Annotated in this window: 21 protein-coding genes and 1 pseudogene; 6 read left to right on the top strand and 16 right to left on the bottom strand. The window is 37.3% G+C overall.

All coding sequences use genetic code 11. From position 1 onward, the window contains the following. Positions 1–193: 193 nt before the first annotated feature. From ACQKMR_RS06305 to ACQKMR_RS06295, 3 genes are all read right to left on the bottom strand, one after another. Positions 194–1,573, bottom strand: a complete 1,380-nt coding sequence (locus ACQKMR_RS06305; RefSeq protein WP_427696523.1) for a HAMP domain-containing sensor histidine kinase — start codon at positions 1,571–1,573, stop codon at positions 194–196. A gap of 15 nt (positions 1,574–1,588) precedes the next feature. Next, positions 1,589–2,263 (bottom strand): response regulator transcription factor, encoded by a 675-nt coding sequence (locus tag ACQKMR_RS06300; protein ID WP_427696522.1) that lies wholly within the window; start codon positions 2,261–2,263, stop codon positions 1,589–1,591. A gap of 123 nt (positions 2,264–2,386) precedes the next feature. Beyond that, entirely contained in the window at positions 2,387–3,022 is a 636-nt protein-coding gene (locus tag ACQKMR_RS06295) for a PepSY domain-containing protein (protein WP_427696521.1), read from the bottom strand. A 619-nt stretch (positions 3,023–3,641) separates the two neighbouring features. Here ACQKMR_RS06295 and ACQKMR_RS06290 point away from each other — a divergent pair. The 5 genes and pseudogenes from ACQKMR_RS06290 to ACQKMR_RS06270 form a co-directional block, all read left to right on the top strand. Further along, a complete protein-coding gene (locus ACQKMR_RS06290; protein WP_427696520.1) occupies positions 3,642–5,144 on the top strand; it encodes an FTR1 family iron permease in 1,503 nt (500 codons plus the stop codon). After that, complete coding sequence (locus ACQKMR_RS06285) at positions 5,131–5,550, top strand: hypothetical protein (RefSeq protein WP_427696519.1); 420 nt, start codon at positions 5,131–5,133, stop codon at positions 5,548–5,550. The genes ACQKMR_RS06290 and ACQKMR_RS06285 overlap by 14 nt, the downstream gene beginning before the upstream one ends. A gap of 513 nt (positions 5,551–6,063) precedes the next feature. After that, entirely contained in the window at positions 6,064–6,528 is a 465-nt protein-coding gene (locus ACQKMR_RS06280) for a DinB family protein (protein WP_427696518.1), read from the top strand. A 365-nt stretch (positions 6,529–6,893) separates the two neighbouring features. Next, positions 6,894–7,097 (top strand): hypothetical protein, encoded by a 204-nt coding sequence (locus tag ACQKMR_RS06275; RefSeq protein ID WP_427696517.1) that lies wholly within the window; start codon positions 6,894–6,896, stop codon positions 7,095–7,097. Between the two features lie 766 nt (positions 7,098–7,863). Beyond that, a pseudogene (locus ACQKMR_RS06270) lies at positions 7,864–8,043 on the top strand (DnaA ATPase domain-containing protein); the annotation flags it as partial. Positions 8,044–8,143: 100 nt separating this feature from the next. On the opposite strand, the gene ACQKMR_RS06265 reads toward ACQKMR_RS06270, so the two are convergent. The 4 genes from ACQKMR_RS06265 to ACQKMR_RS06250 form a co-directional block, all read right to left on the bottom strand. Beyond that, entirely contained in the window at positions 8,144–8,602 is a 459-nt protein-coding gene (locus ACQKMR_RS06265; protein ID WP_427696516.1) for a hypothetical protein, read from the bottom strand. After that, entirely contained in the window at positions 8,592–8,972 is a 381-nt protein-coding gene (locus ACQKMR_RS06260) for a hypothetical protein (RefSeq protein ID WP_427696515.1), read from the bottom strand. The genes ACQKMR_RS06265 and ACQKMR_RS06260 overlap by 11 nt, the downstream gene beginning before the upstream one ends. A gap of 387 nt (positions 8,973–9,359) precedes the next feature. Then, positions 9,360–11,567: a YhgE/Pip family protein gene (locus tag ACQKMR_RS06255; protein WP_427696514.1), complete on the bottom strand. Its 2,208-nt coding sequence runs from the start codon at positions 11,565–11,567 to the stop codon at positions 9,360–9,362. 29 nt (positions 11,568–11,596) lie between these two features. After that, positions 11,597–12,214 carry a TetR/AcrR family transcriptional regulator gene (locus ACQKMR_RS06250; RefSeq protein WP_427696513.1) on the bottom strand — a complete coding sequence of 206 codons (618 nt, stop codon included), beginning with the start codon at positions 12,212–12,214 and terminating at the stop codon, positions 11,597–11,599. A 338-nt stretch (positions 12,215–12,552) separates the two neighbouring features. Here ACQKMR_RS06250 and ACQKMR_RS06245 point away from each other — a divergent pair, with 338 nt between their 5' ends. After that, positions 12,553–12,999 (top strand): DUF5392 family protein, encoded by a 447-nt coding sequence (locus ACQKMR_RS06245; RefSeq protein ID WP_427696512.1) that lies wholly within the window; start codon positions 12,553–12,555, stop codon positions 12,997–12,999. A 298-nt stretch (positions 13,000–13,297) separates the two neighbouring features. On the opposite strand, the gene ACQKMR_RS06240 is transcribed toward ACQKMR_RS06245, so the two are convergent. From ACQKMR_RS06240 to ACQKMR_RS06200, 9 genes are all read right to left on the bottom strand, one after another. Further along, the gene (locus ACQKMR_RS06240) at positions 13,298–13,846 is read right to left on the bottom strand and encodes an SRPBCC family protein (protein WP_427696511.1); all 549 of its coding nucleotides are present in this window, start codon (positions 13,844–13,846) and stop codon (positions 13,298–13,300) included. Next, entirely contained in the window at positions 13,824–14,330 is a 507-nt protein-coding gene (locus ACQKMR_RS06235) for an aromatic ring-hydroxylating oxygenase subunit alpha (RefSeq protein ID WP_427696510.1), read from the bottom strand. The genes ACQKMR_RS06240 and ACQKMR_RS06235 overlap by 23 nt, the downstream gene beginning before the upstream one ends. A 73-nt stretch (positions 14,331–14,403) precedes the next feature. After that, the gene (locus ACQKMR_RS06230; RefSeq protein ID WP_427696509.1) at positions 14,404–15,846 is read right to left on the bottom strand and encodes an aldehyde dehydrogenase family protein; all 1,443 of its coding nucleotides are present in this window, start codon (positions 15,844–15,846) and stop codon (positions 14,404–14,406) included. A gap of 142 nt (positions 15,847–15,988) precedes the next feature. Further along, on the bottom strand, positions 15,989–17,416 hold the full coding sequence (locus ACQKMR_RS06225; protein WP_427696508.1) for an amino acid permease: 1,428 nt from the start codon (positions 17,414–17,416) through the stop codon (positions 15,989–15,991). A gap of 99 nt (positions 17,417–17,515) precedes the next feature. Next, a complete protein-coding gene (locus ACQKMR_RS06220) occupies positions 17,516–18,691 on the bottom strand; it encodes a Glu/Leu/Phe/Val family dehydrogenase (protein ID WP_427696507.1) in 1,176 nt (391 codons plus the stop codon). A gap of 81 nt (positions 18,692–18,772) precedes the next feature. Further along, positions 18,773–20,437, bottom strand: coding sequence for a thiamine pyrophosphate-dependent enzyme (locus ACQKMR_RS06215; RefSeq protein WP_427696506.1), 1,665 nt, complete (start codon positions 20,435–20,437; stop codon positions 18,773–18,775). A gap of 78 nt (positions 20,438–20,515) precedes the next feature. Further along, positions 20,516–22,012, bottom strand: a complete 1,497-nt coding sequence (locus tag ACQKMR_RS06210; protein WP_427696505.1) for a sodium:solute symporter family protein — start codon at positions 22,010–22,012, stop codon at positions 20,516–20,518. Next, complete coding sequence (locus ACQKMR_RS06205) at positions 22,012–22,248, bottom strand: DUF3311 domain-containing protein (protein WP_427696504.1); 237 nt, start codon at positions 22,246–22,248, stop codon at positions 22,012–22,014. The genes ACQKMR_RS06210 and ACQKMR_RS06205 overlap by 1 nt, the downstream gene beginning before the upstream one ends. A 41-nt stretch (positions 22,249–22,289) precedes the next feature. Then, the gene (locus tag ACQKMR_RS06200; RefSeq protein ID WP_427696503.1) at positions 22,290–23,264 is read right to left on the bottom strand and encodes a hydroxyacid dehydrogenase; all 975 of its coding nucleotides are present in this window, start codon (positions 23,262–23,264) and stop codon (positions 22,290–22,292) included. Positions 23,265–23,409: the final 145 nt, after the last annotated feature.

The raw sequence follows: 23,409 nt of genomic DNA, 5'->3' as shown, positions 1-23,409 counted from the left end.
GAACTAATCCTGAGATTCCCTACAATCTATACAATAGAGTAAGCAGCTATATTAATACTTCGACTGTTAGTGGCTTGATTTTTGTATTTCCAATAATTTCTACATTCATAATTTTTACTCTACTATCATTATTCTTCGATTTCATTTGTCTTGGAACCAGCTTATACTTATAGCAATTTTCCATACTCTTCATTCATGAATTAAGGGGTAGTAGAAGAATGATAGCTGTACCTTTACCGATCGTACTCTCAGCAAAAATGGCTCCTTTATATTCCTCCGTGATATCTTTAGCGATGGACAGACCAAGACCATTTCCCCCCTTCCCCCTGCTTCGTGCCTTATCCACTCTATAGAAACGATCAAAAATATATGGAATGTCCTCTTGACTGATGCCATATCCATTGTCATGAATTTCGATATTATATTTATCTTTCTCAATACTGGTTTTTATTGTTACTTCTTTATCTTCACCACTGTACTTTATTGCATTATCTAGGATTATGATGAGAATTTGCTTAAGCTGCTCCTGAGGAATGGCAAGCAAGGTATCACAATGGACCATTTCATCTCTATTTATTTTTAATTGTTCATGAATCAGTTGATAATCGTTAAGTACCTCTTTTATTGTCTCTAAACCATTACAAGGAATGAAAGGATCTTGCACTTCTTTCAGCTTATCCATTCGAGTAAGCAATAATAACTCATTGGTTAACTCAATCATTCTGTCTGTTTCCTTAATGCTTGTGTGCAGCGAGCTTTCTAAAACGTCTTTTTTATTTTTCCCCCATCTTTGTAATAGAGAAAGATGTCCATGAATAATAGCTAATGGAGTCCGAAGTTCATGTGATGCATCTTCAACAAATCTTTTTTGTTGAGCCATTGAAGCCTCAATCCTATCCATCATCGAATTAAAAATTATACTAAGCTGTGAAAATTCATCTTTTGATTCCATTACTGGAACTCGTTCCTGGAATTGATTGTCTTCAATTTTTCTCATCGTATTCGTCATTAGAGTAAGAGGCGATAACAATTTCCTTACCAAAAACCAACCACTTACAAGACTTAATGCTAATGACAAAAATGTCCCCAACACCAAGACCCAGATTACTTTTTCCATAAACGTATCGAATGTTTCAATATTCTTACCAATTTCCAGTGTACCGTTAAAGGAATCCACCCTTAATGGCTCTTTTATTAGAAGTAAATCTTCATCGCCTGCTTCCAAACGGTAAAAACCATTTTTCAATGCTTTATCCTGATCAGGAAAGTCATTGGAAATGTTATACAATTCATTCCCGTCTTTATCTAGAACTCTTATCATTTCATTTCTTTCTACAATTTTATCAAAGAGGTCTTCCGAGACTAAAAGATTCTTCCCGCTAACCTGCTTGGATTGCTCCTTGATAATCGTGCGGATTTCTTCAAAACGTTTATATAATTGCTCTTGTTCTTGTTTAGAAGTAAAAGTCTGGATAAGAATGAGTTGAATAAGGTTGCAGAATATAAAAATAATAAATATAAATATGGCAGAAAAAATGGTCATTTTCCATTTAATAGACACCCTATTCAACATGTTGTTCATCCACCTTTAATCTCTTAATACATATCCAGTTCCTCTAACGGTCTGGATATAAGATTCCTTTTCTTTTCCATCAACTTTCGAACGAAGGTAACTTATATATACATCTACAATATTCGTCTCAATAGTAGTATCATATCCCCATATTTCTTCTAGAATGAATTCTCTTGTCAAAACTCTATTCACGTTTTTCATTAACATAAAAAGTAAATCGAATTCTTTTTTTGTAAGTTCTACTGGTTCATTTCCTCGTTTTACGATTCTGGATTCTAAATTCAATTCCAAATCTTTGTAGCTTAAATTGTTTTTAATGAAAGGAATTTCGCTTCTTCTGAAAATCGCCCTCATCCTTGCTAGCAGTTCTTCAATTTGGAAGGGTTTTGAAATATAGTCATCCGCTCCGCTATCCAAACCAGATATTTTATCTAAAACGCTGTCTCTAGCCGTGATCATGATGATCGGAGTATTATCCAGACTGGATCTAATTCTCCTGCATACTTCAATTCCATTTAGACCTGGAAGCATTAGATCTAATAAAATAAGGTCAACATTTTGATTCAAGGCTATGGTCAAACCCTCTCTTCCATCGTATGCAGTAATAACCTCATAGCCTTCATACTCTAACTCTAAACGAATAAATTGTAATAAGTTTTCTTCATCTTCTATAATCAATATTTTTTTCATAAAAGGCTCCTGAGTTAATTTTTTTTCAACAAAAAGGGTGCCATGAAATTGATGGACACCCTTCATTATTTTTCTCTTAAATGTATATCATTATTATTGTACTACTTTTTAATCACCATTCTCTTATTCATTATCATTTTCATTTGAATCTTCATCATCCAGGTCAACTTTTATGATTTTACCGGTCTTTGCATCAATTTTGACATCTTGTTTAGTACCGCCTTCCGATTGCACCTCTACTCCATATACAACCGTTCCATCTTCATCTTCCAACTCAACATCCTTAACGGTACCAGGTACTTTTTCTAGTGCAATTTTTTTACTTTCCGCTTCTGTTAATTTCGCCTTTTTCGCTAAAGCTACTTGATCCTGATCATCATTTTCTTCTTTGCCATTCTCTTCTTCATCATCCGATTCAACTTTTAGGACTTTACCCGTTTGTGCATCAATTTTGACTTCTTGTTTACTTCCGTCTTTTGCTTGTACATCTACGCTGTAAACGACTGTTCCATCTTCGTCCTCAAGCTCCACTTCCTTAACGGTACCAGGCACTTTTTCAAGTGCAATTTTTTTACTTTCCGCTTCGGTTAGCTTAGCTTTTCTCTCTAATTCTGCACTTTCTTGTTTTTCACTCAACTCTTGTTGCTCCACCGGTTTGTCCTTTGATGAGGCAAAAACAAGGGCTGTACCCGATGCCCCCCCTCCAATAATTGTGGCTGCAATCGCAGGAATGACATATTTTTTAAATTTCATATTCATTAAAATCCCTCCTATTTACTACAATTAGTATCTTACCCTACAGAAATAAAGACTTAATGAAGAAGGCATAAGACTTTGATTAGAGTTTCATTAAAATTCTCTAATCTTTCAATCAACAAAAGATAATCAAGTAAACTTACAAATCTAATCGAAAAAAAAGCTGCTTCAGCAGCCTTTTTTCGATTAGATTAACAATTAAGAACTCAGCCACAGCAAAAGAGCATATAATATTCGAATGTCTTTTGCTAAAACCTTTCTTGTAACTATTACTCATATGAGCAATATTAATTTTATTACAAATAGAAACCTAGTTCCCTGTTTATATCAACTCGTTTTTAGTCTTCTAAGCTCTGGTGTGGGTTCAGTATGCCGAAAAGAAAAAAGGAGCTCATCTACTGTTAGCACATAGGAATGGGTGTAGAACTAGAATTATGACTCTTCCTTTTAGGGTTTTTAACAAGTTGGGTCAGTAAACCCCTTCATATTAAAATGTTTATTGACAGCCATTAATAAAGAAAGTATAATTTTTTTAGACTTAATCGATAATGATTTTCATTACCAATGATAGAAACCAGAATTCTTACATAACAAGATATTCTTCATTCCATAGGGGGCCATTATGAAAAGTAAGATAGTTACAACTTTTTTAATTTTACTGACAGCCTTTGTCATTTTACCAATAAACAGTTTTGCAGCTAATGCATCCGTTGATATGAAAAAGGCAAACAAGATAATTGCGGAAACTATCAAATCTGTGGATAAGGGAGACACTAAGGAAGCTTTTAAGCAATACCAAACCTTTACATCCACTTGGATTTCAATTGAAGATGGGGTGAAAAACCATTCTCAGCTGGCCTATCATGATATTGAAGATAACATGGGTCAAGCTCAATTTGCTTTTGCTCAGCAGCCAGTGGATAATGAGAAATTGAAAAATGCACTTATAAGGTTAAAAGAGACCAACCAAAAGTTTATAGAGGGTAAGTATTCTTCTTCAACTAAGAGCGATAAAAACTCAGGTAATACTGGAGATGTAGCTGAACTTGTGACCCTGCTAAATCAGTCTCTTTCGAAAATTAATGATAATGATATTGAAGGCGCAAGAGGGGACATAGAGAAGTTCCGAAAATCATGGTTGAATGTCGAGGGAATTGTCCTTACGCAATCCTCAAAAATATATGGTAATGCGGAAAGGGATATGGTTGCTAGCTACGCTATGCTATCCTCCAATCCCCCAGATGTGCTCGGTGCAAAAAAAACAATTGAAGATATGCGCGATTACCTCTCTCCACTGGTAGCAAAGACAAACTATACGATGCTTGATGCCACAACCATTCTTCTTCGCGAAGGATTGGAGGGATTGCTTGTAGTGGTAGCTTTGCTTGGCTTTTTGAGAAAAGCTGGCCATGAAGCGAAAAGTAAATGGATCTGGTTCGGGGTCGGAGCCGGACTTGGAGTAAGCCTTGTACTTGGCGTAATTGTAAACCTATTATTTTCTGCTGGTACATTCGGAAGTAATAATTTCATGATATCCGGCTGGACAGGGATATTTGCAGCTGTGATGCTCCTATACATGAGTTATTGGCTTCACAGTAAATCAAGTCTTGCTGAATGGCAACGATATATTCGGACACAAAGTACAAAAGCACTTGATACTGGTAGCTTGTACTCCTTAGCCATTCTATCGTTCCTAGCTGTTTTCCGTGAAGGAACAGAGACCGTCTTATTCTTTATCGGGATGGCAGCCTCCATTAAGTTACCATCGCTTTTACTAGGGATTGCCATTGGCCTGCTCATCCTTATTATCGTTTCATACCTAATACTCAAGGTAGGTTTGAAAATTCCGATGCGTCCATTCTTCCTCGTATCAAGCATTTTGATGTTCTACTTATGCATAAAGTTTGCTGGTATGGGGATTCACGGGTTACAGCTGGCCGGGCTATTACCGGCGACTCAAGCACCTATCCCTAGCATTAACTTTTTCGGTGTATATTCAACTTGGGAAAGTTTTATTCCTCAGGTGATCTTACTTGTAATTGCTGTTATTGCAGCGTTATTAAATAAAAGAAAAGATAGTAAAATAAACGTACATACTGGAGGAAACAAAATTGAAATCTCGTAAATTACTAGTCCCTATTATCTTCGTAGCTGCATTGAGCTTAACTGCTTGTGGAACCAATAACGAAAAGAAAGCAGATGAAACCGAGAAAACAGAACAGTCCTCTCCAAAATCTGTTTCCATAAGTGATGGCGCGAAGGATATGAAACAAACGATTGCTGACCTAAATGCTCAACTAAAAGCTAAGGATTCTACAAAAGTAAAAGAAAGTGGAGCGAAACTTGAGGAATCTTGGCAAACGTTTGAAGACGACGTGAAAGCTAAAAGCCCGGATCTATATGGTAAGGTAGAAACTCCCCTTTCGACAATAGAAGCTGGTGCAACGTCTTCACCACTTGATGTGCAAACACTTACTAAAGCCGCAAAAGAGTTAGATGGTGTTTTATCTGACGTTCAAAATATAAAATAACGGGTTAATATTTTATATTAGTTAAACCATGGAACAAAAAGGGATAGAAGCCTATTGGCTCTATCCTTTTTTTTAGATATAAATATAAATCATAGGATAGTAAAATTCTAACATTGGAATAAAGGTCTACCCGATGCAAGGACAGGCAACTGCTCGTTAATCAAAAGAAGTATCGTATTCTCATCCAATATCTACGTATTCAATGATCATCTCATCTAAAAGAGAAATTTCTAAACCTTGAGATCCAACAGAATTAATTTCTTCAACACTTAACTTTGCGATATAACTAAAAGGCAAAATAAAATCACAACCAAGATAATTGACTTTTCCCTTTTTCATTTCTTTATTTTTTTTATCAAATTTCTTGTTGAACTAACCCATTAGCACACTAAGAAAAAGCTACCACATATACAGCTCCGATTGTTACCTAAACTATGTATTGTAGATTTGCAGGACTTTTCAACTTTTGGTCGAACTTTCTTATTGAGCATTGAATCAGAGGAGAGTGGAATTATGTTCCTATCGAAAGAAGCTTTGTTTGATATAATAGAAGGAAACAGGAGATTAACAATGCGTGTGATTGAAGCCTTTCCGGAAGAAAATTTATTTCACTATGCACCGGTCGAAAAGCTTCGTCCCTTCGCAGAGATGGTTAAAGAAATTATGAACATTGAAAGAGGATATATGCGAGGGATTGCGCTCGGTGAGTGGGAGTTTCAAGATTCTTTTGCTACTCTTTCTACAAAAGAGGCACTAGTATTAGCATGCGAAGATGTGCGGGAAGATACTAGAAAATTGTGGGTGAAAGTTACTGAGGAAAAACTTGAAATGGTTGAAAAGGATCCCTTTTTTGGACCTCCCCAAAGCCACTTTGCAAGACTACAATATGCCTTGGAAAATGAAATACATCACCGAGGGCAAGGTTTTATCTATCTTAGAACACTTGGGATTGAGCCACCGGAATTTTATGTCAGATAAAATGAAATCTACTGAAAAGAAAGAGATGAACTTGAAATGAGTTTCTCTTTTAAAAAACCAAACCTAAAAATGGTTTGGTTTTTTTGTGGGTTCGAAATATTATTTTGAGCCTTTTTGCTATTATTTGTCTTTGGAGTAATGTATCTGGACTAATTGTCCCTTGTGTAATAACGGGCAGAAACGTCAATAGGATTTTGGATGCTTCTGTATGATTGGTGCTTAGATAAGAGAGTTTCTCATTGATTAATTACAGGACCTATTTCGTGAAAGAAGATGAAATAATAAGCCATGAAAAAAAGTATTGGATTTTATTTTGGATCAATTGTTCATACTAATATAAAATACATGTTACAAAAGGAGAATATATGCAAAATCAAAAAAATAATCGCCTTAATCCAGCCCCACATAAAAATCAAGTTAATCGATTAAATAAAGAGAATGATACATTCGACATACTTAAACAAGCAATGGAAGTGGATACAGATGTCAATGAAGACCCAAATCGGGAAAGATTATTGGATGACTCCGTCAATTCTTTTCTAGAATCTAAAGAAGAATGGGAATATTAGAGCAGGAATTTTCGACGCTTATGTCCTGTTTTAGAAGCACCAATGCTTTTATATTCAACTATCCTTCCATTGAATAGGAAAAAAACGTTACTTTCTTTAATTATAGCGCCCTTTAATGCAACAAATGATTGAGTAAACAACCCACTTGTACGTCCAAAGAGGGTTAACTTTTTAAAAATCACTCATTTATTTGAAAATCTGATTTTTTAAATTGTGTTCCAAATGTTCAAGATAGTCTTGAATAAGCCACTCAAGAGTCTTAATTTGATTATTACCAATAACATAGATACGCTAGCTTTTCCTTTGGCGTCTTAGCAATAATTTTTATTTTTTTTTTATTTATGCTACACCATAGATTTATTATTTCTTCACTGAATATTTCTTGATAATCTTGTAAATCCACACATTGATCTTGATTATATGGAGTAAGGACAAATGGCTGTTTTTCATATTGAATTTTGATAAATCTTTCAAGAATTATTAATCGATGAATCACATAGATGGCCCAATATCTCTTTTTTTGACCATTTATCTGGCTTAGGTCTTTGTGACACCTCTAATTCAGTCATCCCACTGAGCTCATTGGGACTTAATTATCCAATTATTCAAATGATCAACTACGCTAGGCATATTTTTCCCCTATCATTGTTTTAAGTATTTCTTCATTTTATCAAGTCTCTTTAATGAAAAGAATAAACATTTAAATCATTCTGAATAATTTTAATTCATTGTTGCAGCAACCTTCATAATTAAAGTAAAGCATTTTTTCATCATTCCTCCCAATCAAGAAGATGGTGATTTTACTGTTCCTGTTCAGCCTAAAAAGATTAAAAAACAGGATAAAGAACACAATGCATTTCCTCAGCATATGTTAAATGCGAAAAATACCTTTGATACGTTTGTCATCGGCTCCGGCAATCGTTTTGCCCATGCCGCGTCTCTCGCTGATTCCAATTTCTCATTAAATGACTAGGGCTATGAATATAAAAAACGACTATCATTATATAATAGTCGTTTTTTATGAAAATACTTCATTTGAAATTTGTTCATTTAAAAATGGTTGAGATAATTTTTTCTGTAGTCATCTCACTATCTACCACATATGTTCCAGGACGTAATCCGTTGGCCTTACCTTTCTTTTCAACTTCATCAGAAAAATCCTTAGCATTCTTAATGACCTTTGCTCTTTGAAGGGTTTTACCAACGTCAATACTTGTCGAACCTTTAGACACCTTTAAAACTGTACGGTATACGACCTTTTCTGTTGTTTCTGTTTTCGCTTTATCTTTAATGGATTTCGTTTCAGCAAGCTGATCTTCCCACTCTTTTTCTGAATGTATGACATATCCTTCAGAAGACAGCAAATCTTTCATATCATCTTCTGACAGTTTCTCTGAAGTCTGTGTTCCGGTCACTTCACCGGGACCAAAGAAGTATACTGCACCGCACAAACCTGCCGCAACAATAAGACCTCCTGCAAAGCTGCGCATTGATTTAGATGTCATTGGCAACGTTTCTCCTTTCATTATTTGTTTTTATGTAAGGAGTAAGCAGTCGTTCTATCTCATTTTCTGATTGCTTTGTTTTCAATGCGATACTTTCAAATGAATACCCACGCTTATGTAAGTCGAGAACCTCACGTAACAAGAGCCGCTGTTCAGAAGAACCTGCAAGAATGCCTGTCTCTTGTGCTGTAATTTCAGTATCTATTTCGATTTTCCGAATTTTTTCTTGTAGTTGATTTACTTCATCTCCAAAAGTACAAGCAAGCTGTTCTAATTGTTGGTCCACTTTTATTGAATCCTTTTTAATAAACGACAAAATGAACAGTAAAACTCCTACACCAAACAAAATGACTAACGCCCATTCCATCATTCTATGTCCCTCCTAACTTGATTCTAGTATCTCGCTTTCTAATTATATATTGATTTATACGAAAACTCGATTTAAAAGAATAAAATACCACAAAAGCCATGCAGTTAATACAGAAAAAGGAATAATTAGCATATTTTCTAGTTTATCAACAGCTAACACACTCATTTTCTATATCTATCATACCATATGAGGACAATGTTACCAAAAAAAAAAGACGTTATTTATGGCCTATTAGGATAAAAAGATGAATATTTTTTTTATGTTAGGTATATAGCCTACTCTACTAGCACAATCATGATATGTACTAGAACTAAATATGAATTTTGCGTTTCTACTGCAAGCAAAAAAGAACGATTCCTTTAAAAGGAATCGTTCTTTTGTTTGTGTTTAATTTTCTGTAGTTTCGCTTACTCCTGAATAGCTTTTCTTATGCTTCATGACAAAGTAAAGCAATGTCAATATCATAAAGCCAATTGTAAAGCCAAGTAAAACATAGACATTTTGCCACATTAAACCAAAGTTACCACTTGATATAACTTCTTTAAAACCTCTAACTGAGAAAGTCATCGGTAACCAGTTATTGAATATTTGTAATGGTTCTGGTATTAATTCAAGTGGGAATGTTCCAGCACTTGTCGTTAATTGTAAGATCAAGATAACAATCGCGATGAAACGACCTGGATCTCCCATTGTTGTTACAAGCAACTGAATCAATGTAATGAATACCAAACTCGTTATAATCGAGAACATTACGAATAACGGTACACTTTTCACTTCCATATCAAGCAGTACTAATGTTAATCCTGAGGCAATAATTGCTTGAATAATACCTACTGAAGCAATAATGCCAAATTTACTTAAGAACCAAGTGAACCCGTTTTTCGGAATTCCAATCGGCTCTCTTAATGGAAAGACAATTGAGAGCAATAATGCACCTACAAACAAACCTAATGATAGGAAGTAAGGGGCAAAACCAGTTCCATAGTTCGGAACTTTATTGATACTTTCTTTTTCAACCTTAACAGGTTCTGCAACCATGTTATACGTTTCTTCACCAGCTTTAATATCTGCTGAATCTTTGGCCGCTTTATTGACTTTATCCTTAAACTCTGTCGACCCTTCCGCTAACTTACTTGTTCCACTTACAATTTTACTAGAACCATCCGCTAATTGACTAGATCCATCAGCTAATGCTGCCGATCCTGCTGTAAGTTGATTGACTCCATCTGCAAGTGTCGTTGAACCTGAAGCGAGGTTTTGACTACCAGTTTTTGCTTCTGATAATTTCTCACCGAATGTTACTAGTCCTACTCTTAATTGAGATTGACCTTCTTTTAATTGAGCTGCCCCTGTTGTTAATTGACCTGCTCCTTCATTTAATTGAGAAACACCTGTTTGAAGAGCCTTTTGCCCATTATTCAGGCTAGCAATATTTTCAGAAAGACTAGCTGAACCTGCTCCAATTTGACCTGCAGAGTTAGCAAGCTCTTTATTTCCAGCTTCAAGCTTTGTAGCGCCAGCTGACAAATTATCAAATGCTTGCTTCAATGCTGCCTGCTGTTCTTCAGGTAATGCTCCCATATACGGTTCTAATTGCGATTGAAGGGTAGAAACTCCTTCTTTCAATCCTGATGCTCCATCAGCTAAGCTATTTGAACCTGACTCTAACTGTTGCAAGGAACCTGTCAGTTGCTTACTTCCATCATGAATTTTTTCCGTACCCGAAACAACCTCATTCATCTTCTCTTCAACTGTACCGATGCCAGTATGAGTTTTTTCTATACCAGCTTGAAGGCTTCCTGCCCCATCTTCTGCCTTTTTCGCTCCGTCAATCAATTGATTTTGAGCGTTAGATAATTGGCCTAAACCATCAGCAAGTGATTGTGCTCCTTTTTGTAACTCTGCGGTACCGTCCTGAACTTTCTTAGTTCCACCTGTAAATTCAACTTGTTTCTCAGCTAATGATGTTAATTTTTCTTCTAAAGTTTTTACACCATTATCAACGTCCAGGATTCCATCTTTCAGTTTCCCAGCAGCTTCATCCGTTGACTGAAACCCTTCGCCCATTTCTGTTATGATGTCAAACATGGTTTCTGCATATGTCTCAGTTACTTTTTCCGCTAGAGCCATTTGGATTTTTTGAACAGCAGTTTCTCCTATTTGAGCTGATAAGAAGTTAAAGCTTTCATTTGGAACATACTTTAATTCGAGTTTTTGCGGCTTATCATCCATTAATGTCGTCGCGTTTTTCGAAAAATTCTCTGGAACTTCTACTAGTAAGTAATACTTTTGATCCTCTAAGTTTTTGTAGCCCGTTTTACGATCAACAAACTGAAAATTAAAATCCTTACTTTTCTTCAGGTTTTCTACAAAATCATCACCGAGTTTTAATTCTTCTCCCTCTAACTTAGCACCAGTGTCATTATTTACAATGGCAACTGGTAAATCTTCTAGGCGATCATACGGATCCCAAAAAGCCCATAAAAACATACCACTATACAAAATAGGAATAAACAGAATTGCGATAATTGGGATAAGCAGTTTTTTATTTTTAAACAGGCCAAGTAACTCCTGTTTTATTAAACTAGATTTCAAAGAATTTCCCCCTAAGAATAATTGACCAATTAATTCATTTGGTCATTTTTTTGTAAATAATAAGGACTATCAGGAATGACAGCCAATCCGTTAAACAAATATAACTGAAATAGTTCTGCTATTTCTTCTTTTTCAAGTGGTTTATGATTTCTTTCCCAATCGAATATAAGTGCTAAATAAATCTTCAACATGATATAAGCTGTTATTTCAGGATTACATGGAGAAATATCTTTCTTTTCAATAGCTATTTTAATTTTTCCCTTAATATAGGAAATTATCTCTATTTCTATTTCATTTAGCATTTGTAAAACAGCTGGCGTTCCCATTTCTTTTTCTTCCTGAAATAGCGTCAGTGATAATTGATGCTCCTTTCTGAATTCTAAGATTCGATATAGTGCGCTATGCAGGTTTTCATAAAAGGTTAAGTTTGGTTTAATTGACTGCTCAGCCTCATATTTCATTTCTTCTATCATTAGTAACACAATCTCTTTAAACAATTGCTCTTTATTGGCATAAAAAGTATAAATCGTCCCCTTGCCAACATTTGCTATTTTCGCTACTTGTTCCATTGTTGTTGCTTTATAACCAAAGAGTGAAAAAGACTTTGTCGCAGCTTCTATTATTAACTTTTTCCTGTCAATTGACATATATCACCTCAAACTGACCATATGAACAAAACGGTCAATAAGTTATTTTATGATATTAACAAATTTTTTTTATAATAGCAAGACTTCTTTTTTAAGTTTATGAACATCATGTTCAAGGCTATTCTATAAAATCTCTTTTTGCTTTATCCCCCATATTGATTACTTAATATTAAAGTATAATAAATGACAAATAAGTATCTAAGCGATAAGATATAGAGAATTAGGTTCCTTTTCCTAATTCCTTAAATAGGTTCGTATAAATATACCGACCATGAAATGTACAAAAGGTAACCAATACAAAAATAGATATTACACGTATGCATATTAAGGAGGAAACCATGAATATTAAGATAAATAATATACCGCGTTTCATGCAGGCCGAAATCGAAAAGCTTCAATCTAAACTTTCTCCATTATTGAAAAAAAATATGAAATACGGTTTTTTTTCGACCGTGATGATAGGGTTTTCCATCATAAATCTTTTTTTCCTCTTATTTAAAAACGACTCATATCCTATCTCTAAAATTGCACTTGGAATATATGCATTAGTGGGTGCTATAGGATTTGCCCTTTTAAAGGAAAACAAACACAACCAAAAAGAAATAGTGAAAATGAGCCAAAAGTATATGCTGGAGAGAATGAAAGAAAGCAACTATTTAACCGATGCCAGGAAAAGTAATTACTATAAAAAGGTAAATGAGCAGCCGCTATCTGCAATGAATGTCTTTTTGGAGTTTCTTGCGGAAGAAGAACAAAGAAAAAACCAATTCTACCAAAATGAATAAATACAAAATCGAAATTCGCAAATTTTTATAACTTTATCGGTCGTTGAAATGAGTCAACAAACGATTAGCGCTTAAAAAAATAAAAGATAATAAAACAACTCAACCAGTGTGAATCGGTACTCTACCGATTCACACTGTTGGTTGTTTAGGCTTTTAAACTGTCTATTTGACACGGTAAAGCCACTTTACAATAGATCCTTTCCAAAAAAAGTTGAATAAAATTTCTTGGTATTTACAAATTCTCTGTATTCACGTTTCTTTTTTAATGCCGTGTATTTTGATGGGCAGCAAACAGTAATTAGTCATGGAGTGTCTTATTAATAAGTTCATGAAAATAAACTGCCGCATGTTCAGTTGGAGAAAAGATGCCATTTGTAAATGCCTGGGAACTTAATCCTTTTTGCAATTTTTCCACCAGTTCAAAATCTTCTTGCCGTACTTGATCAACAAATTTAAAATATTCTTCTTTTTCTATAGTTGTTTTTTCATTGAGAGAGTAATCACGATAAATACCTAGCGACGTCTCTGCATCAACAGGAATAACTTGAATGGTATTCACATTTCCGTCTCCTGGATAAACGTTAATCATCATATTTGGCCATATCCAATAAAAGCGCGCTTGGTCACCTTCAGCATTCTTACTTGCTGTCATATATTGATAGGTAAATTTGTCGTGTGTCGTTGTGCAAAAGTTCGATATATCAAAAGATTTTGCAAAGCCAGGATGAGCAATGGAACAATGATCACATTCAAGGTAGTTGTCAATAACAGCTTTCCAATTAGCTTTAACTACACGACGAGTTTCCCTAACTAGTTTTAGAGAATCAAAGAAGGGATACTCTTTCATTTCCTCTAAAAATTCCTGATATGCTTCTGCCAGTGAAGGTGCATTTTTGTTTAGATTGACAAAAAATCATAGCATTCTGAACTTCTAAGCGAATGGATTTCATACAGCTGTGTACTCCCAGTTCATTCGTTTTAAAATTAGGAGCTCTATTTACATTTCCATCTAAATTGAATGTCCAACCATGGTATCCACATTGTAAAACTTTTTTATTTCCTTTTTCAGCGTGTTCTACTTTCATTCCACGATGCGGACAAATATTGTAGAAAGCACGCAGTTCACCATCAGTACCGCGAGATACGATAATAGGCTCTCCGGCGACATCTAATGTCAAGAAATCTCCTACTTTTTCAACTTGGCTGGTATGCCCCACTAATATCCAATTTTCCCTAAAAATCTTTCTTCTTTCTTCATTAAATACCTCAGGATCGACATACCGTGAATAAGGTAGTGTTGGGCTAAACTGAACATTTTCTTTCGTATTCATAATGAAAATCCCTCCTGATAATTATCTAATTTTAAAGTTCAAAAAACCGCTTAGTACAATATTTAATTTCTAGTTATACCCGATCCATGTAGACTGTCTTAACTTCTGTATAGAATTCAACAGCACTCTTCCCTTGTTCACGGCTGCCTGCACTTGAATTTTTACATCCGCCAAATGGCATTTGCGGTTCGGTTCCTGCTGTTTCCGAATTGACATGGACAATACCAACTTCGACATCTTCAATAAACCGTTGAGCCGTCGTTAAATTATTCGTGCAAATTGCTGCGCTCAATCCATACTCTGTATCATTCGCCATCTTAACTGCTTCCTCATAATTTCCTGCCTTAAAAAGTGCGATGACTGGTCCAAAGATTTCTTCACGTGCAATGCGAGCATGTTGAGGAACATTTTCAAAGATAGCCGGTCGGACATAAAAACCGTTCGCCAATTCCTCTTCTTTCGGAATCTCCCCTCCACACAAAAGCGTTGCTTCTGATTTCCCAGCATCAATCATTTCAAGCACGCCATCGCGTTGTGATCTAGATACAGCGGGACCGATATATGTTTCTTCGTTGAGCGGGTCGCCCACTTTTAATTCTTTCGTACGGGCGACAAGACGTTCACGGAATGCTTCGTAAATTCCTTCTTCGACAATCACCCTGCTAGTGGCTGTGCATTTTTGCCCTGTGGATTTAAAAGCTCCGCCTACAGCGATTTCAACTGCTTTTTCAAGATCAGCATCAGCGAGAACTATGAGCGGGTTTTTCCCTCCCATTTCCACTTGCACTTTCTTCCCATGTTCAATGGCTTGTTTTTGAATTTGCTGACCTACTTGATTCGAACCTGTAAAAGATATTGCCTTCACATCCGGATGTTCTACTAATTCAGCACCAATGACGGAACCCCTTCCGAATACACAATTAATGACACCAGCCGGAAGACCTGCTTCATCTAATGCTTTTATCACATGATAGACCGACTTAGGTGTAAGATCAGCCGGTTTAATCACGACAGTATTCCCATAAATAAGGGCAGGTGCCAATTTCCACACGGGGATAGCTATTGGAAAGTTCCATGGTGTAATCAACCCCACCGGACCGAGCGGAGTACGAGTAGTGTACAAAAATGTATTGGCATTCGCTGAAGGAATTACTTCTCCAAGTGGCTGCCGAGCTTCAGCGGCATAATATTCAAGTATGCTAGCAGCACGATTGGCTTCCCCCATCCCTTCCAAGAAGGTTTTTCCTTCTTCCTTTATCAAATCCTGACCTACTTCCTGCACATTCTTTTTCAAAATATCAGCTGCTTGCTGCAAGTATGAAGCCCGTTGCTGAAACGACAGTTTTTTCCATTCGGGAAATGAATTTTTTGCTGCTGCCACTGCATCATGTAAATCAGCCGCAGCACTGGATGGAAATTCCCCTAAATTTTCTCCATTATGGGGACTAAGATTTTCCCTATACTCCCCTGTAGTTGGTTCTTTCCATTTTCCATTAATATAATTTAAGTAACGCATACAATCTCCTCCCGTATTCTATTTTTCTACTTCTAGATGATAGATTTGCTTATAACTGGAAACTTCTAAAATGGATTCTTCCACCATTCGGTATACTCGAATGGTTGCACATTTTCTTTTGTCGGCATATTAAGAATAATTTCTATTGAACCAAATCATTAGGCTGTTCATTTGTAAAGGTAGGCACATCTACCTTCCTTCTCGTATACCTAAAATAGTAAAATATATAGCAAGCAGCGACAAAACCTAATCCCCAATACAACGAATTGCGCTGTGTCGAATCATAAGCGGTGAACACGAAAATACCTAGACACATAAGGATGCAGAGAATCGGGACAAACGGGAAGAAAGGTACTCTAAACTTCAGATTTTCAACCTTTCCTCCTTCTCTGATATACTGCTTACGGAATCTGTACTGTGCGAACGCAATCGCCATCCAAGTAAGTACCCCTCCAACCCCGCTTATAGAAAGTAACACAACAAATAGCGTTTCTTCTGCTACTACACTTGTAAGTAACGACAGTAAGGCAAAGACCAAGGTGATGAGTAAGGCATTAATAGGTACACCGCGCCGGTTTAGCTTTCCAAATAAAGGGGGCGCCATTCCGTTTTGAGAAAGGGAGAAAAGGATCCTGGTACAAGCAAACAGACCCGTGTTCCCTACAGAGAGGACCGCCGTCAAAATTACGAAATTCATAATGTCAGCTGCATAAGGAATACCTACCATTTCAAACACGGTAACAAATGGGCTTTCCAGCACCCCAGCTTCTTGCCACGGAACGATAGCCGACAAGACAAAGATTGCTAGAACATAGAAAAGCAGCACACGTATTACGATGCTTCGAATCGCTCTCGGAATACTTTGTTGCGGGTTTTCCGTCTCGCCTGCTGCAACCCCCATAATTTCTGATCCCTGAAATGCATATACGACCGTCATCATCGATATAAACACACCCGTGAATCCTGTAGGAAATAGTCCATCACCCATAAAATTAGAAAAAAACGGAGCAGGTTGTGCATCCATATGAATCAATCCAAACATTGCTGCCGCACCGATAATTATGAACAGAATAACAGCAAGTACTTTAATCCCTGCGAACCAGTACTCAGTCTCCGCGAAACTTCTCGTTGTTAAGGCATTTATTGTGAACAAAAGTACGGTAAATATCATACACCATACCCATACTGGTATATTAGGAAACCATCTAGCCATAAGCAAACCAGCCGCTACAAATTCTAAGCCTACGTAAAGAGCCCAACTCAGCCAGTAAATCCATCCAATGACAAATCCAGTGGCGGGTCCAATAAATTTCGTTGCATGGACCTGAAAGGAACCGGACACCGGCATCACTACCGATAATTCACCGAGACAAATCATCGCCAAGTACATTAATAAACCACCGAACAAATAGGCAACAATCGCTCCTGCGGGTCCGGCTTCACCGATCGCATAACCTGATCCCAGGAAAAGACCTGTTCCAATAATCCCACCTAAGGAGAGCATAAATAAATGTCTGCTCTTCATCGAACGCTGTAATTCTTTTGGCTGATTTTCATGTACTGTTTGCATTAATTCCCCCCCGTTTCTAATCTATAAACTGCTCTATACATTTTTATGATTAACACAAGATAACGAGAGTTCCCATTATTCTGAAATTAAACCACATTATTATTGTGCAGATAACGCTTCGGAAGGCTCAGCATACTCTAGCAAGTCACTGATTGTCGGTTTAAATATTTCATAAGCTACTTCTCTTTGATATTTATTTTGGTTTTTTGCTTCTGTAAACAACTGAAACGTATTTTTCCTACATAGTTTTTCGATATCATCAACTACAGCTTGCGGATCTGGTTTAACTAGTCCGAAAATAATCACATCATAAAACCTTACCGCCCCCAGGTTGGCAACGAAATCATTGACAACATCAATTCCTCTTTGTTTTATGATTTCGTCTCCCTCAGAAGAAATAGGAATGTTTGCCGCTTCCACAATTAAGCTTGCTTTTACGCTTTTTGCATTGGATATGTGGATGACATCCTCTAGTGCGCACGGAATTAAAATGTCGCAATCTATATCGAGCCATTCCGTGTTTGACCTTACATTATAATGTGGTTCAAAAAAGTCTTTATCCATTTCTCCGTACAAATTCTTATGATCAATAAGCTTTTGGACATCTAATCCTTCTTCACACGTTACCAAAAGGGTTGCATCAGAAATTCCAACAACTTTATAACCTAACTGGGACATTTTCAATGCGCAGCTTGCTCCTACACAGCCGAATCCTTGAATGACAACTCTCGCTCCATCTTTTCCGCTTTTAAATTTCCAGGCCTCATCTGCCGAAAATGCTACACCATAGCCTGTTACGACATCGTTTAAAAACAACCCGTCAATTTTTGTTTTCAACAGTGCATCAAAGTCCTTTATCCCTTGTAGTACATTCGGATTCTGCTTCATTGATTTCGTAAGAGGGATATCAATACCAAATTCATTAAATATTTTGAGCACATCTTCATATTTGGTACCTAAATCACTGCCTAAAGATACCCCGATGTCTATATAAGGCATCATCGCAATTAGAAATCTTCTTAATACTGCATACGCGTCTGGCGCTTTATAGTCATAGGCAATGCCCGCTTTACATGCGCCAGTCGTCTCAGATTCACCGGCTACATACTTATAAGCCATCGCCTCAGCTAACCTTTGGACCTCTTCTTTTGTGACCGTTGGATGCATTCTTGTACCGCCGCCTGAGTAGCCTTTGACAAAGTTATGCACGACCAGCCAACCTTTTGCATCTGTTTCCGTATCATTCCATTCCACAACTAAATATGGTTTGAACATCTGTGAAACCTCCCCAAAATCTTTTATTATTCCTACTAACTTCTAATGCAAAAACAATGCCACAGCATATATGCCCCGCAACTATTTGTTGGACAATAGCTTTTGGTGCACTTCCTTCTTGTCTTGGCCAACAGATAGAATCTTTGGATTGACTGCAACTTCAATTACAGCCGGAAGCCCTGAAGCAATCGCCCTTTGCAGTGCTGGCGCAAAATCACTATTTTTTTCAACCTTTTCACCATGCGCTCCAAATAAGCGGGCCAATTCGGCAAAATTAGGATTGGACAAGTCAGTTCCAACGACCCGATTTGGAAAATGCCTTTCTTGATGTACACGAATTGTTCCGTAAATATTGTTGTTCACAACAATTGATATAGTCGGAATTTTATATCGTACAGCCGTTTCAATCTCTTGGAGAGTCATCATAAAGCCGCCATCTCCTGAAAAAGAAACAACATGTTTGTGAGGCTGCGCCAGCTTTGCCCCAATTGCCGCAGGCAGTCCATATCCCATGGCTCCCGATGTTGGCCCCACGTAAGTGTTTTCATGTTCAAAACGATAATATCTGGATAGCCATCCAAAAAAGTTGCCGGCATCATTTGTAATAATGGTATCCTTCGGAAGACAGACAGCAATGTCATGCATTAATCCGTCCATATCCACGAAATCTTCTGTGTAGTCGGCCTTTGGTTCAGAAAATTCCATATATTTATCGTGCAATTCTGTCACATTATCTTCGCTTGAAATAGAAGAATCTAATCCTGGCGCTTGTAGCGCTTGTTCTAAGAAACTCTTGGCATCGGCTTCAATGGCAAGAGAAGGAGCATACACTTTACCAAAAATTTCAGGACAAATATCCACATGGATCAGTTTTGTATTTTCAGAAAGCAAGGTGTAATCTTGTGTTCCTACTTGAGAGAAACGCGTCCCTAACGCCAAAACTACATCTGCATCTCGGATTGCATCAAGTAAATATTGAGGTGTCCCAAACCCAAGCCATCCTGCATAGCAAGGGTGTGAGTTCGGAAACGCGTCGAATCGACGGAAAGCGGTAACAACAGGGAGTTTCATCGCCTCGGCAAACTGTACAAGCAACCTGTTAGACTTAGCATGTATCACACCGCCACCGGCAATCAATACGGGGCGCTCCGCGTTTCGTATTGTCTCTATCGCCTGTTTCACATCTTCCATATGTGGTTGAGGAGGAAGCGAGCTATAAGAAGGGTTGATGTTCAACTCTGCCTCATCTTCTAACATGTCATGCGGCAAAGCCACTAATACAGGGCCTGGACGTCCCGATCGCGCCATATGAAACGCCCGTTGCATTAATTCTGGGATTCTTTCCACACGATCAATCTCTACCGTCCATTTACATAAATGACTAAAAAAACCCGTCAAATTTACTTCCTGAAATGCTTCCTTTTCTTTAAAAGGGCGTTCAACTTGGCCAATAAGCGCAACTAAAGGGGTTGAATCTTGAGCAGCAGTATGAATACCGATAGCTAAGTTTGTAGCACCCACTCCACGCGTTGCCATACAAACTCCTACCTCACCTGATGCCTTTGCATACCCTTCCGCCATAAAAGAGGCACCTCCTTCATGTCTGGCGGAAATAAGTTCTATTTCAGGATGTTGATATAGTGCATCCATTACACTGAGATAACTTTCACCTGGTACACAAAAAGCTTTTTTCACCCCTTCTTTAGCCATTACTTCTACGACTGCTCTACCTCCATTGACTTTCATAATTAAGCCTCCCGCTTTCAAGTACGTATTTTTGTTCTAGTAATTTATGTTTATATGAATATTGACTCATCTTCAATATCATTTAACAAGTTTCCCCAGTCCAGAAACATGTTTATTATCTTCTTCCATCTCAATAGGAGGTTTTTTTGTAACAGCACTTACACCCAAAGTCACTGCAATGTTGATAAATAATACAGCTAACCCCACATCAAGATCCTGTATTACTTGCGGTAGAGATGGAAATAATGTGGCAAGTGTCGTACCTGAAATAGTCGAGTATATGACAATTAGAATTCCAACAATCATTCCGACAAAAGCTCCTTGAACGGTAACAGGATTCTTTTTCCACAGACTGAAAAATAGTGCTGGGAACAACTGTGCCATGAAACTATATGCCATAAGATACAACGTTAAAATCGACTCCCCACCATTGAACGTAAAGTATAAAGCCACTAAAGCAATGACAGGTACTAACATCCTACTCAATCTTCGAAGTTGGTCATCTGATGTATTCGGTTTCCACACCTTATATACATTTTTTGAAAGTATCGTGGCCATAGCCGTCAACACGAGTGAACTAGGTATAAGGGCGGCCATCGCCCCTGATGCTCCAATAACTCCAACAAACCAGGGATCAAATGACATCTTCGCCATTTTAAATAAAGCTAAGTCTGCTTCTGCTCCATGTAGATTCGGTACTTGAAGAATCGCGGAAAAACCAATAAAAAGCGAAAAAATGATGATTACTTGATAAATTGGCATAACCCCAGCATTCCAACGAAGTGATTTTGGACTTTTTGCAGAGAACACTCCCGCTAACATATGAGGAAACATATAGAATGCCAGTGCTGTCATAATAGTAGCGGAAATAAACCAAGAGATGCTCAATCCTTGTTCAGGGAATATCAATAATCCTTGTTTTGCTGTATCGATTGCTTCAAACATTGGCTGCAAACCACCGTAATAATGAAGTGGAAAATAAATTCCCATAAAGACGACAACTGCCAAAATCATGATATCTTTAATAACCGCCGTCCACGCTACGCCATGCATCCCTGAAGCAGTTACATAAATTGTGATCGCAATTACACTTACAACTATGGCTACATTAGGAGAGATGGACCCATAGGATGCTTCTGATACGATAATTCCTAACCCTTTTAACTGCATAATCAGATAAGGAATAATTGAAATAACGCTAATTACCGCCACAAGAACACCTAAAGCGGGACTATTGTACTTTTTGTCATAAAAGTCAGATTGAGATATGACATTGTTTTTTTTGGCATACTTCCAAATTGGCGGCAACAGCCAATAGGCGATTACAAAATAGAAACAATTGAATGCGTATAAGGCAGGTGGCATACCAGATCTATAAGCGCCACCGCTGGCCCCCAAAAACGTATATGTCGTAAACATTTCACCGGCAATCAAAAAGAAGAGCAAAAAGCTGCCGAAACCTCGTCCACCTATAGCCCATTGTTCCAAACTCATATTCTTTCCTTTTCGGGCCTGAAGCCCTAACCAAATACACAGAACTAGAAAGAAAAGGATAACAAGCAGGGCTGCATTCATTAGCCTTCTTCCTCCTTGGTTGCAGGATCTAGTTTATTAGCAATTATCAAAAACACTGATGAAAGACAAACCCATAATATGGCCCAAAAAAGAACAAATGGCATCCCTAAAACATAAGGTTCAATTCGATTGATAACAACAAGCGAGCCAATTGCTGGTACCACACTTATCACATAGATTATTTTCTTCATTTGTTCACCATCCATATCAACAAATGCCAAACTCGACCCTTTCATATCTTAATATTCTAAAAAAACAGATAATTAAACTTGTATTATTACATTGACAACCCTTTAGTTAAGGGTTCATTTACAGTCCACTTCGGTTTCACACCAGTAAGTACTTGATCCACTTGCATTGCTGCATGTACAGCCATGCGTATCGAACCTTCCTTCGTCAATGCCGCATTATGAGGACTGACAATCACATTATCTAATTTAAAAAGAGGATGACATTTATCAGGAGGCTCAACTTCAAAGACGTCTATTCCAGCGCCGGCAATTTCTCCCGCTTGCAAAGCATTTACTAAATCACTTTCCTTCACTACACCGCCCCTGGAAGCGTTCACAAAATAGGATGAAGATTTCATCCAGGAAAACTCACGGCTTCCAATTATACCTTTTGTTGTGTTCGTTAACGGCAGATGCAGACTTATAACATCAGAGTTTCTGAATACCCATTCTAAATCTGTTGCTATCTCTAACTCCGGGTTCTTGCTGGCTGTAACATAGGGGTCGTAGCCAATTACTTTCATGTCGAAGCCTTTAGAAGCCTTTTTTGCCAGAATTCTACCGATTCTCCCTAGTCCAATAATCCCCAAGGTCTTGCCCTCCAAGTCCATGCCAAAAAGTTGATTACGGATAGCAAAATTCCCACTGCGTAGCTCTTTATCAGCCAAGCTTAAGTTTTTGGACAATGATAAAATTAATGCCATAACATGTTCAGCTACAGCATTCGCATTTGCCTCTGGCGTATTTGTTACATAAATGCCACGCTCTGTAGCAGCTTCGATATCAATATTGTCCAATCCCACTCCATACTTAGCAATTACTTTGAGTTTTTCAGCTGCTTGAATAACTTCTTTATTTATAACAGCCGTTGATCTCGTTAATACTGCATCACAATCCTTGATTTCTTCAATAAGAATTTCTTGTGCCAGATCTGACCCTACTTTAATTTTATAGCCTTTCTCTACTAAATAACTTTTCCCCTCTTTCTCAATATCTTGAGGAATATACACTAAATGACTCACATGCCCACCACCCTTTCATGTTAACCTGCAAGGAAAAATCTTTCCTACTCCATTGTATATATACAATAATCGTGCCAACATAAAAAAACATCAGTTTATCCATGAAAGAAGCCAATTAGTTCCTAATTAAGACATAAATAAAGTT

This window comes from Peribacillus sp. NPDC096540, assembly GCF_050278525.1.
In the GTDB taxonomy this organism is placed as follows: Bacteria; Bacillota; Bacilli; order Bacillales; family DSM-1321; genus Peribacillus.
This window is presented reverse-complemented; position numbering and strand designations above follow the sequence as displayed.